The sequence below is a fragment of the Corallincola spongiicola genome (assembly GCF_004284785.1).
Taxonomy (GTDB): domain Bacteria; phylum Pseudomonadota; class Gammaproteobacteria; order Enterobacterales; family Neiellaceae; genus Corallincola; species Corallincola holothuriorum.
The window spans coordinates 124110-138597 of the sequence record NZ_SHLY01000007.1; the positions used below are offsets into that span (position 1 = coordinate 124110).

Annotated in this window: 8 protein-coding genes; 4 read left to right on the top strand and 4 right to left on the bottom strand. The window is 47.6% G+C overall.

Annotation, left to right across the window (positions count from 1 at the left end):
- The first annotated feature begins 92 nt into the window (after window positions 1–92).
- Together EXY25_RS16390 and EXY25_RS16395 are read left to right on the top strand one after the other, a co-directional pair.
- Window positions 93–1271, top strand: a complete 1179-nt coding sequence (locus EXY25_RS16390; protein WP_130567703.1) for a N(5)-(carboxyethyl)ornithine synthase — start codon at window positions 93–95, stop codon at window positions 1269–1271.
- Window positions 1272–1858: 587 nt separating this feature from the next.
- Complete coding sequence (locus EXY25_RS16395; RefSeq protein WP_130567704.1) at window positions 1859–2590, top strand: carbohydrate-binding protein; 732 nt, start codon at window positions 1859–1861, stop codon at window positions 2588–2590.
- A gap of 312 nt (window positions 2591–2902) precedes the next feature.
- Here the strand turns inward: EXY25_RS16395 and katE2 are convergent, their stop codons facing one another.
- From katE2 to EXY25_RS16415, 4 genes are all read right to left on the bottom strand, one after another.
- Window positions 2903–4351, bottom strand: coding sequence for a catalase KatE2 (katE2, locus tag EXY25_RS16400; RefSeq protein ID WP_130567705.1), 1449 nt, complete (start codon window positions 4349–4351; stop codon window positions 2903–2905).
- A 244-nt stretch (window positions 4352–4595) separates the two neighbouring features.
- Window positions 4596–7649: an alpha-amylase family glycosyl hydrolase gene (locus tag EXY25_RS16405; RefSeq protein ID WP_130567706.1), complete on the bottom strand. Its 3054-nt coding sequence runs from the start codon at window positions 7647–7649 to the stop codon at window positions 4596–4598.
- 556 nt (window positions 7650–8205) lie between these two features.
- Entirely contained in the window at window positions 8206–10062 is a 1857-nt protein-coding gene (gene mep72, locus EXY25_RS16410; RefSeq protein ID WP_130567707.1) for a biofilm-associated metzincin protease Mep72, read from the bottom strand.
- Window positions 10063–10120: 58 nt separating this feature from the next.
- Window positions 10121–10828: a hypothetical protein gene (locus tag EXY25_RS16415; protein ID WP_130567708.1), complete on the bottom strand. Its 708-nt coding sequence runs from the start codon at window positions 10826–10828 to the stop codon at window positions 10121–10123.
- Between the two features lie 265 nt (window positions 10829–11093).
- Here EXY25_RS16415 and EXY25_RS16420 point away from each other — a divergent pair, with 265 nt between their 5' ends.
- Together EXY25_RS16420 and rsgA are read left to right on the top strand one after the other, a co-directional pair.
- A complete protein-coding gene (locus tag EXY25_RS16420) occupies window positions 11094–12926 on the top strand; it encodes a metallophosphoesterase (RefSeq protein ID WP_130567709.1) in 1833 nt (610 codons plus the stop codon).
- Window positions 12927–13287: 361 nt separating this feature from the next.
- Entirely contained in the window at window positions 13288–14331 is a 1044-nt protein-coding gene (gene rsgA / locus EXY25_RS16425; protein ID WP_130567710.1) for a ribosome small subunit-dependent GTPase A, read from the top strand.
- The last annotated feature ends 157 nt before the right edge of the window (window positions 14332–14488 follow it).

The following is a 14488-nucleotide window of genomic DNA, read 5'->3' on the forward strand; positions in this document are numbered from 1 at the left end:
ACAGCGTGTACGTACGTAGGCCTATTGGCGACACTGACAATGTGTCCATGCAGTCACTCATTGAATTATTTTAATTACAAGGTAACGACGACATGAACACGTCATTAGTGGGAGTCATTGGGACTTCGAAAAAGCAAGATGAACGCCGGTTTCCTATCCACCCTGAGCACCTTACCCGGATCCCTGAAGCACTTCGGCGCCAACTGATATTTGAAGAGGGCTATGGTGCGCCATTTGGCATCGCAGACTCGGAGATCGCAGCGCTGACCGCTGGCATAGCCACACGCCATGAAATTCTGGCAGAAATTGGCTCGGTTATTATTAACAAGCCAGTGCTGGCAGATCTGCAAGAGCTACGTGAGGGCGGCACGCTTTGGGGCTATGTGCATTGTGTGCAGCAGCAGGAGATCACCCAGGCGGCGATTGACCGTAAGCAGACTTTGATTGCCTTTGAAGATATGTATGTTTGGTCTCCTGACGGGCAGGCTGGTCGCCATACTTTCTATAAAAATAATGAGATGGCCGGTTATTGCGGGGTTATCCATGCATTGCAACTGAAAGGGATCGATGGTCACTATGGTAATCAACGTAAGATCATTATTTTCGGCTTTGGTGCTGTGAGTCGTGGCGCGATCTACGCATTGAAAGCGCATGGCTTCAGAGATATCACTATCTGTATTCAGCGTCCGGATCATGAGGTTCGTGAAGAGGTGCTGGATTGTAACTATGCCAGAATTCGAAGTGGTAATGCAGGCGAAGCACGGATGATGCTGGTAGAGCATGATGGATCTATGCGGCCATTGACTGAGTTGATCAGTGAAGCTGACATTATTGTAAATGGTACTTTTCAGAATACCGAACATCCCATTGATTTTGTGACGCAAGCTGAGGGGGCCAAGCTTAAGCCGAAAAGTCTGATTATTGATGTCAGCTGTGATGAAGGGATGGGGTTCTTTTTTGCTAAACCGACCACATTCGAGACGCCGATAATCCAGTATGGCAGTGTCGACTATTACGCAGTGGATCATACGCCGAGCTATCTATGGGAAAGCGCCACACGCTCTATCTCTGCTGCGCTTATTGTCTATTTGCCCACGGTATTGGCTGGCCGTGATGCTTGGCAGCAAGATGAAACCATTAGACGGGCGATCAATATTGATGATGGAGTGATTAAGAACGACGCCATTTTGTCATTTCAAAACCGTGCGGTGCAGTTTCCTCATCTATATCGTGATCCTGTTACTGAGGAGGCAGAAAGTCAGCTTGCTTAATAGGTCTGTTGGCCCATAAAAATCGTCTTAGTTGCAATGCAGGAATTGACTCTCGTGGCAGCTAGAGGGTAAAGCTACCTTTCTCCAGTCGGTCTGTTTGGTATAGCTATCAAACAGATCTTTGGCTTTGCTAATCACAGAGCTAATCTGCTTTTCGAGCAATGGCTTGCGCGCTCAGTGACCATCCCCGATGCCTACCAATATTCTACTTATTAATCTCTGCTAATTAATATTCAGATTTCCTCTAATGGCTATATACATATCTGAGATGACGTATCTAGGTTGTTTATTTTGAATTTTGGTAACGCTAACCATATTAGGGTTTAATGTGTTAGTCATCTCTTGTTTGTGTTATTTTTATCCACGTTAAGTTTAAGTTGATATTAAGCGGTGTTGATCTAGCTCATTGATTTAAAGTGCCTTTGTTTTTGTTTTGTGATCGGTTGAAGAAAATTATTTATTCGTTTGAATAAATAATTTTGTCACATGTAAGGTGTTACGCTGTATCAAGTGGTCGGGATTTATATCGTCACATGATACTTTGTATCAATTATATTATTAGTTTAGATTGTATAAGGAAGTAATTAATGAAAGCTGTTTTATCATTGCTATTGGGCGCTGCTGTTTTATTTAGTCATGGGGTTAATGCACAAGAAGTAAAGCTGCTACAAGCCACATCTACTATTGATTTCTCATTTGCCAATTTCTTTAAAGGCGACATCCTGGTTGAGAATCTGGCCTATGACAAAAAAGTCACTGTCGTTGCTAGCATCAATGGGGAAGAGTGGCAGGAGTATGAAGCTGATTACGCAGAGTCATTAGACAATGGCTTGGAGTTATGGCGCTTTTCTGAGATGAGCCCCTATTCTTTGTCTGAGTACCAGTTTGCCATCAAGTACGAAGTGAATGGGGAAACCTTCTGGGATAACAACAACCACTCTGACTACCTTCTGACCAAGGTTGAAGGTGGGCGAGTTGAGAATAACTTTATCCTGCATTCTGATTTCATGATTAAGAACCAGAAGATGAATGATTGGTATCGCTCTCGAGATGGTTTTTACTACATGACCGGCACGCTCTACCTGCAAAACTTAGGTTTCGAGAAGCAGGTGGATGTTGTTTACACCACCGATGGTTGGCAAACCGTGGAAACGGCTGAAGCCAGGTACATTGATTCAAACAATGATGGCTCGTCTGAGGAATGGAGTTATTCACTAAAGAGTGAAGTCGCTAATCAGCATGTTGAATTCGCAATCCGCTATCGCGTGAATGGTGATGAGTATTGGGACAACAACTTTGGCCGTAATTACAGCCGTTAAGTTTGTCTTGAGCTGTTGTCTTTAGATTGAGAAAAGAGAGACAGAGTGTCTATGGCTACCGCAGCATAAATGCTCTGTCATTTTCTAGTTTTTAGGCGGAACTAAATCACCTGAGATCGGCTTGTTAGCGTTGTATGAGAGCAACGACGCGGCGCATTAGAAGTTGAACATCAACAGAAGTTTTTATATGAAGCCGCGGTGATTGCAGCACCGATGACTATAGTGGCGACAAGTTGTTTGTCACCACTTTCTATTGTCACCACTTTCTATTGTCATGACTTGTTATTGTCATCACCGCTGCGTTTGTCGATATTAGCTGAATTCGCTGACATCAATTCCTAGCAACTTACCAATGCCCTCACCGTAAGCGGGATCGGCTTTGTAGCAGTGTTTGAGATGACGTAGTTGGATCTCTTTAGGTACGCCATCCAGATTTCTTGCCGTGTTATCGAATAAGATCGCCTGCTTCTCTGGCGTCATCAGACGGAAGAGGTCGCCAGGCTGGCTAAAGTAGTCTTCATCTTCCCGATGATCCCAATGCGCTGCTGCGCCGTCCAAGCTTAACGGTGGCTCTGAGAAATCAGGCTGTTCTGCCCACTCCCCCTGATCGTTGGGCTCATACCCCAAGGTGCCGCCGTGATTGCCATCAACACGCATAGCACCATCGCGATGGTAACTATGAACCGGGCAGCGAGGTGCATTCACCGGGATGCTGTGATGGTTCACGCCTAAGCGGTATCGCTGTGCATCGCCGTAGGAAAACAGACGGCCTTGCAGCATTTTATCTGGCGAGAAACTGATCCCCGGCACCACACTTGCGGGGTTAAAGGCGGATTGCTCGACTTCTGCGAAGAAATTCTCAGGGTTGCGGTTCAGTTCCAATACGCCCACTTCCATCAATGGGTAGTCTTTATGAGGCCAGATCTTGGTCAGATCAAACGGGTTATAGGGTACTTTTGCGGCGTCTGCCTCCGGCATGATCTGTACTTTCATCGTCCATTTGGGGAAGTCTTTGTTGTCGATGCTGTCGAGTAGATCGCGCTGATGGCTTTCTCTGTCTTTCCCTATTAATGCCTCGGCTTCGGCATCGGATAAGTTTTTAATGCCCTGTTGTGATTTGAGATGAAATTTGACCCAAAAGCGTTCGTTGTTGCTGTTGATAAAGCTAAAAGTATGGCTACCAAAACCATGCATATGACGATAGGTTGCTGGAATGCCGCGATCACTCATGACGATGGTGATTTGGTGGAGAGCCTCGGGCAGGGATGTCCAGAAATCCCAGTTGTTTTTCGCGCTACGCATGTTGGTTCTTGGATCGCGTTTCACCGCGTGATTCAAATCCGGGAACTTCAGGGGATCACGTAAAAAGAATACCGGGGTGTTGTTCCCCACCAGATCCCAGTTTCCCTCTTCAGTGTAGAACTTCACTGCGAAACCACGGATATCACGCTCAGCGTCGGCTGCACCCCGTTCGCCGGCTACCGTGGTAAAGCGTGTAAACAGCTCAGTTTTCTTACCTACTTCTGAGAATATCTTCGCCTTGGTGTACTGAGTAATATCATGAGTCACGGTGAATGTGCCATAAGCGCCTGAGCCTTTGGCATGCATTCGACGCTCTGGGATCACTTCGCGATCGAAATGAGCGAGTTTTTCTAGAAACCAAACATCTTGCAGCAGCTGTGGGCCTCTCTTACCGGCCGTTTCTACATTTTGATTATGGGCAACAGGACAGCCTGCTGCCGTTGTTAGCTTCTTACTCATAAGGGGAGCCTCTGTTTTTTGATGCGACTATCACGAAGTCAAAAACTGAATTTAGAGCATAGGTTCGATAACTTTTTTACGCCAAGTGATGGCTTGTTTTCAATCAAATTTACCTAGCTTTACGTTTGTATTCTTTTGTTAATAAATCTTGGGCGGACGAGGCATAGAAGGGGCATTGAAAATGAAAAAAGCAGCAGGCCAGGCCTGCTGCTTTTGGGGTTGTGTATCGGTTTATCTGTGCGTTTTACTGTATCTCAAGTACCGCAAATGAGTTTGCTGCCACGTCGACGCTGAAGCTGCCGCCGCTGACGGTCACGTTGGTCTCGTTATATGTGCCATTCGCGCTATCGGGCGTGAGCAAGCGATAACTGCCGTCAGTGAGGTTGTTGAAAGTGTAGCTAAACGCTGCGCCTTTGGTCAGGGCTACGTAGGCTGCTACGCCGCCCAAATCACGTTTAAATGCGGCGTGATCGCCTTCGATAAGCAGGTCGATCTGAGTCCCTTTCTGCAGCGCGGTAGACGAGCTTCGTAGACTGTTAAGCATCTGCAGATGCTTATACAGTGCCGGGCGATTATTTTTGGCGTAGCTGATCCCTTCTGAGCCCAACATCCAACGCGCGACTACATCATCTTTTTCTGTGGTGGTGATGTAATGTGGCCAGCTTGAATAGAGTACCTCTGTACCGTAGAACACGACCGGCAAGCCGCGGAATAGGTAAACAAAGTTAAGGTTATTCATGTACTGAGTTTGCGACAGGATACCGTTGGCACGGGTGACATCGTGGTTGTCGACAAACGTAGCTAGATAGGTCGGATCGTAGATCCCTGATGCATCGCCATCTGCCCCAGCAATACGAGCGTAACCGTTGCCATCGTCAAAGCCCGTTTCACCTTTAAAGGCTTTGCCCATCCACCCTGGGAAGTCCATCGAAGAACCATGCAGGTCGAGCATGTGGAATTTCTTACCTTCACCGTTATAGATCAGGTCAACAGCTGCCGTACGATCACCGGTCCATGCTTCACCGCACATATAGAAGTTGTCGTTGCCTTTACTACGCGCGTGCTCGTCCATCGCTAACGTAAACTCTTCCCAGAAATCGGCACTCATGTAAGACACTGTATCGATGCGGAACGCGTCTACACCGTGGTCGATAAAGCGCTTGTAGACGTTGATCAGGTGGGCTTTGGCATTTTTACCATCTTCGCCGTTTTCGTTGAAGTCGAGCAGGTCTAACAGCCAGGTGCCATTACTGTAGCTGAAGAAACCGTTGCTGCTTGTTGTGCCTTCGTAATAAGGGTCTTGATCACCAAACTTCCAAATCTGGCCATCCATCTTAATTTCCAGCGCTTTGTCCGCCCACTTACTCTTTGAGCCGACTACGGAGTCGCCGGGTTGACCATGATTGACCACGATATCCAGCATCAGTTTCATGCCACGGGCATGCAACGCTTCAACCAGTGCGTCAAAGTCGCTCCAGCCGTCATTGTCTTTGCCAGAGGAGTGCAGGTGCGGATCGATTTGGTCGAAGTCAGCGCCCCAATAGCCATGGAAAGCAGATGCTTCATACTGACCGTCAGCGTTAAAGCGACGCCCTTCAGGTTGTTTCACTACCGGAGTGATCCAAATGGCGGTGAATCCCATGCCCTGAATGTAATCAAGGTTATCCATGATCCCTTTAAAGTCACCACCGTGATAGTAGGACAGAGGACCCGTTTTACTGGTGTCGCTGATCTTGTACTTATCCGCCGCGCCGTTTGGCAGGTACTCATCACCCCAAATATTGTTATTGCTGGTATCGCCGTCGGCAAAACGGTCAGTCATGATGAAATAGACGTTCTCAGAACGGAAATCACCGTCATTGCCGTTGTCGCCAATGGTGTATGAGAAGGTTGAGATAGCGTCATTGCCGGTGGCATCAACTGCGAGAACTTTCAGCACCAAATCCGCACCCGTGTCTTGGATGTCTGTTGCTTGGTAGGTTTTGTCGTTACAAGGAGTTGAAGCTGTAGTGGGTGTTGACCCATCGGTGGTGCAGTAGATCTTAGCGGCGGGATCCTGGTCGTCGGTCACGCTTAAGATAATTGTTTGTGCTTCCAGGTAGGTGCCAGGGTTTGGTGAGGCAGTGACGACTGGCGCTTTTCTATCGACACCGTCATCAAACTCCGTAACGTCAATATCTTTGCTGTTAGCATTGAAGCAGATGTCATAGGTGGTGTTACCTACGACGGTATAGTCTTGCGCCGGATAGTTTTCGATCCAGTCACCATGATGATCGATCTTAAAGCGTGGATCGTCAGATCCAAATGTTTGCGTTGTACAGTAGTTCACACTATCCGTGGTGGTCATCAAGGTTGTCGCCCAACCATTTGGCGTACCTCGGAAGTACCAGCGATCATCGCCCTGACCATCTTCTTCGACCGAAATGGTGACACTAGCGGTGCTATCGGCACCTTGATCGTCCGTCACTGTCAGGCTGATGGTTTGTTGGCCGAGGGTGTCAAATACCACGGTAATACTGGTGCTGCTGTCGCCCGTGCTCCAGTCATAGGTAACGATGGAGCCATCACTATCGCTAGAGTTGTCAGCGTCGAAAGTAAGGGAATCACCCAGAGTGACCGTTTGTGCTGTATTCGGATTGATAACGGCAATGGGTTTCTGATTGCTGCCGTCATCGACGAGAGTGATTGTATAACGCAATGTCTCGTCGTTAACCTCGACGACGTAATTGCCAATCACATCAGTAAAGATATCGCCACCACCAAAAGTGAGCTGGCCATTACTGCCGCCATAGTTCTGAGACCAGTTTCCGGTAACATCAAGCTTGAATCTTTGCTCGGTCTGACCGTCGAAGCTGACCGTTGTTTGCCAGGTATTATTCGCCGTCAATGTCATCGGGGTGGCAGCCCAGTTATTTGGCGTGCCGCGGAAATGCAAACTGGCGAAGTTATGGGCGAATTGGCCATCATCGTCATCGCCGTCACAATTGCCGACAGGATCTGCCGTGATGCTGGTGCTATCTACCAAGAACGTGATGAGGTAACTCTGATTTGGATCGACGGTAACATCGCTGTCGGGGTAGTTCTCGTTCCAGTTACCGTATCGGTCGATCTTAAAACGCGGCCCACCTGTGGCATCGCCAGATCCAAACGTAGTACATAGTTGATATTTGTTATCAGTGACTTGCTCGAGTTGCGTGGTGCCCCAGTTGTTGGCGGTTCCTCGAAAAAACCAATCCGCTTGTGCGGGCAGCGTGAGTAGGGACAGACCGGCCGCTACAGCTATTGTACGGTACCTCATAAGAGATCCTTATTTTAATTATGTAATAGAAAATGGTTAGTAGGGTGCTTCTTCAACGCGTTGGCTCCGCGTTGCTTTAAGGCGATATAAGCTGATTTGCTTATCATCGTTGAAAGTCAGTTTCGCTGGCGGGTGTTAGCGTTAACGTGGGTGAAAATAAACCATTTCTAGGTTTATTTTTGAGCAAGCTTTAATAAATGTGATTTTCTTCTCATGGTAAGTGGAACAAAGAAGATCTGACGCACACTAATTAGGTGTAGTTAAGTAACCTCTTGAAAGTAAAGCGGTTGAGTGTCATTAAAATTATCTGCTTGGCATTCTTATAATATTGAAAATTGAAATGATCCAGGTCAATTAGAGTTAGACTTTTTTAATTTTTAAGTTAAGCAAAATGATTCTTAACATCTGGCTGTTGCGGTGAGATGTTCGATGCCAGATCATGTGTCATCCGTTAAAGATATTTGCGGCTTGGTAAGACTAATTAGGGATGTTTTTTGCTTGAAAACACCCGTCCTGCTGATGCCGAACGGGTGCTGTTTTTGCTAATAAGTGCTGTTTACTTCTCTGTTAATTTAACGTCGTCAACAATAAAGCTGCTACCGGCGTTCGGGCCAAAGAAGTGGATCGCAGCTTCCTGCAGTGCACCCGATAGCTCTAAGGTGACTTCACCGCTTAACATGGTCCATTCTGTGGTTGCGCTGACTTTATCAAGCCTGATCCAATGACGACCCGTGTCATCGACATACGTCAATCGAGCTTCAATGTTGCCACTGCCTGAAGCCATGCGAGTCCATGCTTCAAGTGCGTAACTCTTACCGTTGTCTAGTTTTGTGGTGACCAACTGTCTGGGGCCATCGTACCAGGCCCAACGACGGTAGCTTTGCAGCGCATAGTTTCCGCTGTGGGCGCTCGCAGTTAGTTTTATTCTTCCCCAAAAACCTTCAGTCCAATTGGTGACATTACCCTCTTCAAGGTTGCCGTTATCGATCAGGTTATCAGGTTCGGTCGGATCGGTTGGATCTGTTGGATCTGTTGGATCGGTTGGGTCCGTTGGGGCTTGCTCTTCTGCGACAACGCTGACTTGATCCAGGTAGAACTCGCGACCCGCTTCAGGTCCGTAGAACAGGATATAGGCACTTTCGATGCTGGTTGAATCCGTTAGATCCAATTCGGCGTTTATCTCAGTCCATCTGTCTGAAGAGATACCGATTTTACCCAGACTAATAAAGCGAGAACCGTTATTGTCAGTGATTCCTATAGTGGCCGAACCCGGTTGAGAGCCGTCGCCCTTTAACTTCATCGCCCCAGAAACTTTATACTTTTTGCCTGGTGTTAGGCTGTTTGTCAAAGTATATGCTGGGCCTGAATAGCTATATGGGCGACTAAACGAACGCACACTTTGCGCGCCGGTATATCGCTTGATCTGGTCCAGTGCGACTTGGGCGTCATATTGACCGAACCACGGTGTTAAGCCATTTTCAAAGCTGGCATTGGTGATTAGGTTGCCGTCGATAGTGGGGACTTCACGGATTGGATCAGCCGGATCTGTATCTCCGCCGCCGTCACCGCCATCGCCGCCGTCACCACCATCACCACCACCATCACCACCATCACCGCCATCGGTATGCTTGGTTGGATAGAAATCAGCCATTTGAGCTGAGATTTGGTTTACTGCGTAGGAAGCATCCGCTGAATTAGCGGCGTTTCTGTCTACGCCGCAGGGCAGGCCATCACAGATACTGATGCGGGGGTTAGAGAATACGTCGATATAGTTATTGGTATTGAACAGATGGGCGTAGGTCATGATGGTACCAAAGCGGTAGTCAACACCGTGGCCTAGACCATAGGTGAAGATGCCACCACTGGTGTCCTGTTTTCGGTCGTGGCCTAGTCCCATGTTGTGGCCCACTTCGTGAGCAAAGGTTAAGGCACCACAGTTTGAACCAGAAATTGAGAATGCATAGTTCTTAAACCATGAGCTCATCTGTCCATCACCAGAGCCGACATAGCCTAAGCCACATGCGCCGCCTGAAGCGACCGTGAGGTAGGCGACGACATCGGCGCCGTGTTCGGCACGCATCTCCTTGACGGTTGCGTCATTGAGGAAATTGCTCAAGCTACTCCCATCAACAGCATTTACACCGTTAACAGCGAGTTTTTGTTGGTGTACTAAGCGCAGCCGTACGTTCATATCACTGGCTTGGTATGCGCTATTGGAATAGGAGATAAGTTGGTTTACGTAGGTTTCTATTGCACCTCGGCGATCCTGCTCTGCAGCCGTATCATAGAGCACCATAACATCAACAATATCGTTAGCAGCGACCGCCGTGGTTACCGCCATCATTGATACTGAACCGATCAAAGAAAGCGCAACGCTTTTTGATCTATTTCCAAATTTTTGCGAGAAAGACATCCGTATTACCTATGTGATTATCAAATTTATTTTCTATTGTTTAATTCTATTTCTAGATCTAATTAGACGGGCTTGGTATTGAAGGCTCAGGTTGACTAGGAACCACATAATCAGGCTTGTTGAAATCCTGAAGGTTATGAATATCTACTGTCGATGCAATCCATCCATCCTGGTTATCACTTTCCATGACAAACCCACCTTTGGGTGTCGAAATATTGGCGAATGAACCATTTTCTCCCACCGTGATTGTCACTGGGTAGCCTTCACCATATTGATCCTGCACCTGGCCTTTAATCGTTTTGTCGCCATTACTGTGGTACTCAATTTCGTCGGCACTTATTTCAAAATGTTCATTCACTTGTGGGATGTAGAACTCAAATTCATCACCAGTGTCGATCGCTGATAGAACATCTGGATTGACCTTTAGGTAGGTTCTGTCAACCGGCTCATTTTCTAGCGAGGCATAAGTCGATGGAACAGAGGTTTGTGTCTGCCAAAGTCTTGTCTCATCAAGGTCGGGGCTGAGTTTTGGCGGCAATATTTCCATCTTTTGAGCAACCGAGTGGTGCGCTAAGTCAGTTGCTGATGTTTGTTGTTCTCCTTCATGTTGTGCTTCTCCAGCATCATTGATGAGTGTGGATGATTGCAGCTCTGTTGACATATTTTGTTGCGGTTGAGCATCAGGAAATAGTGAATCTTTAAAATTTATTAATAAGAATGATGTGAGCAATACAATTGACACCACAGCGGTGATCAATTTGTCCATGGTTCTCTCCAAAATAGCTTTCTTAATTAGCGAGTTAAAAACATTGATTGTGTGTCAATTTATTGACACACTCTATCACCGGTACCTTTGTAATGTAAGGCTGTTTGGCATTAAAAATAGAAGTTAGTATTGTTTTTATATTTCTAAATTACTGCTTTGTGGGCGGCTGTTCAGAATTTTTATGGTTGTTTCGTGAGTGAGCGTGTTTTTATTTTTCGAGGTTTTATTCGCGGCTAATTAATTAGATAAATGGAATTAAGTAAACATGAATTTAAATAGAGTTGTGCTTAACGTATTTGTGTCATTTTTGCTAATTAGCGTAGCTAATGTCGCTTTTGCCAGGCCCTCTACCTTTCTGCCTGCCGAAAAAGAGGTTTTTGCGATTGGGGACTTGCATGGCGATTACAGTGCCATGGTGTCCATATTGCGTGCAGCAAAGCTGATTGATGGCAGTAACAATTGGATTGGTGGTAGCAAGACACTGGTGCAAGTGGGTGACCAGCTAGATCGTGGCGACACTGAAAAGCAGATATTAGATCTGTTTGAAAATCTGATTGTTCAGGCACAACAAAGCGGCGGCCAAGTGCTTGTCCTTAACGGCAATCATGAAACCATGAATGTGGAGCTGGATTTCCGCTATGTAACGACAGGAGGCTTTCGCCAGTTTGAGGGCTACTACAACAACAGCATTACTGATTCTGATGTGGTTAGCTTGCCATCGAGCCAACGCGGCAGAGCTGTTGCCTTTAAGCCTGGAGGACCCTATGCCAAGGTACTGTCGGAGCATAATGCCATTGTGATGGTTGGCCGTACCGTATTTGTGCATGGTGGTATTACTCCTTCCCATGCCCGTTACGGGATTGACAACATTAATGCTGAGATCAGTGAGTGGATGAAGGGGTACTCCCGCGAGCCGTCTTCCGTGGGCGGTTCGGGACCTTTGTGGAATCGTGATTACGGTGACGACACCTTGTCTGCCAGTGATTGCCAGCAATTGAACGAGACTCTGAGTGCGCTAAATGCGTCGCGCATGGTGATCGCGCATACCCGTCAACGCAGTATTAATCAGGCTTGTGACGGAAAGGTATGGCGCGTTGATGTTGGTATGGCGAGTTATTATGGCGGTCGCCTGCAAGCGTTGAAAATTACCAATGATGACCTGATCCAAATCGTTAATCAGAACGGGTCTATTTCTGATACCGGATTTGGTGGAGGAGGTGGTAGCCAATGCGATCTACTTACAACGCCAAACGATCCCGTTGCCAGTAATGTCACAACTTCGTCGTTTACTGTTTCCTGGAATGGCGTGGCTGGCGCTGACTCCTATCTGATAAAGCGTTGGGATTCAGCCGCTGGAGAATGGGTAGATTACAAGACGGTGGCAGAGACCTCTTTGCAAGTCACGGGTGTGCAAGATGAGAAAGTCTATTTGACCGTGACAGCATTGAGCGATTGCGGCGAGCGAAGTGGCACTTCGGGCTACGTGACAATTACTATGCAGGTGGATGGTGGCCAATGTGAAGCGCTGGCAAAGCCAAACACCCCCGTGGCGAGCAGTATCACTAGCAGTTCATATACAATTTCTTGGGATGGCGTGAGTGGTGCTGACAGATATTTAGTTAAGCGCTGGAACGAAGCAAAGGGGGCGTGGGAGGAGTTTACAACAACCACGGATACCAAAATCAGTGTGACTGACGAGCAGGAGTCCGTGGTTTACTTCAATGTGTCAGCGCTAAATAGTTGTGGTGAAGCGAGTACAGCCTCTTCGTATGTGACGGTGACGCTCACTGATGGGAGTGGCGGTGGCAGTGGAACCTGCCCAAGCGGATACACCCATTACAACGGTACGCTTAACGCGGATGGTAAAGCGAGCCCGGTGGACGGTGGTTATTACTATGCATCCAGTTATGGTACCCACGGCATGGAGAATATTGGCACCAGCTTGACGATGTCTTTCTATAAGTGGAAGAGCAGTCAGTGGGAGCTGAAACGTTCATCGACAACATCGCTCAGCTATACCAGTACCGAAGGGTATTACTACCCCTATCTGAGCGGTACCCCTGGCGCTACTTATGATATTTGTCTGAAGCGGCCATAAACCTAGCGTGAAAGTGCCATGTTTAGTAGCGTCCCTATTTTGAGGGACGCTACTTTCACGGAGTGTTGATGTCGTGGGGTATCCATACAATGGTTGTGGATTACGATATACAGATCATGTGTCGTTTGCTATATTCCTACCCCTAATGAAGCGTTGAAGTAGTACAGGAGATATTGATGATTGTAGTTAAAACCCACCCGGTGAAGGCCGAGAAATAGTCAGCACTACGAACAAAGATCCGCGTCTATTTCCTTCTCCTTTGCCCGGTGTTCTCTCACCGGGGTCAATGATTTTTCGTTTGCCCCAAGCATGATCTATCTGTGCTCACGCAACGTTGGTTTTGCGTGCGTAGGGAAAACAAATGAATTCTATAATTTCTCTCAACCTATTGGGTTGGCAACCTTTTTTTCAACAACAACTGACGTTAGACGAGTTTGAGCAGACAACCGTTGCCCGTGTTGTTGCCCACCACCGCAGTGAATATGTGGTGCGCACTGAACAGGCATTGAGCCGGATGCCGATAACTCCATCATTACCGCCAATGGCGCTGGGCGATTGGTTGCTGCTTGATGGTGACAATCGATTTTTGCGTCAGCTGGATCGTAAGTCGCTGTTCAAGCGCAAGTCTCCTGGCAGTAAGCTCGGTGAGCAGTTTATCGCTGCCAATGTTGATACGCTGTTTATTGTCTGCTCGCTAAATCAGGATTTTAACTTGAGCCGGATTGAGCGTTATTTAGCGCTTGCCCATGAGGCCGAAGTTGAACCCGTTGTCGTATTAACTAAGCAGGATCTTTGCGACGATGTGGATGAAAAACGGCAAGCGATCCAAAGCTTAGATCCCCTGCTGCTGGTGGAATCGGTCAACGCGTTAGATTGTACAAGTTGCGAAGTTCTGTTGAGCTGGTGCCGACCGGGGCGCACGCTGTCGTTGTTGGGATCCTCCGGCGTGGGTAAATCGACGTTGATCAATACCTTATTGGGCAATGAGATCCAGGATACCGGATCTATTCGTGAGGATGACAGCAAGGGGCGGCACACGACTACGTCGCGTTCGATGCATTTTATGCCATCGGGGGCGGTTTTGATCGACACCCCGGGAATGCGTGAGTTGCAGTTAACGGCATGTGAGCAGGGGGTTAGTCAGACCTTTGCTGATATCGATGAGTTGGCGCAGCGGTGTCGATTTGGCGATTGTCAGCATACCGGTGAGCCTGGGTGTGCGGTGCAACAAGCGATCGACCGTGGTGAATTGGCACCGCGGCGTTTGGCAAACTACTTCAAGTTGATGCGAGAGCAAGCGAGAAACAGCGCCTCTCTGGCAGAGCAGCGGGCAAAAGATAAGGAGTTTGGCAAGATGGTGAAATCGGTCATGTCTGAATCTCGGCACTATAAAAAAGGCTGCTAATCAGTGTGCTAGAGCTGGCCTCGGCTGGCTCTAGCTACATTGCGCACATATTACAGAGGGTTATATCTAGCATTTGCTTGACGCAGGGCGCGAGCTTGTCAAACCAATGCTAATTATCTGACAGATAGCACTTTATTTATGGATTGCTCAAGTTAGA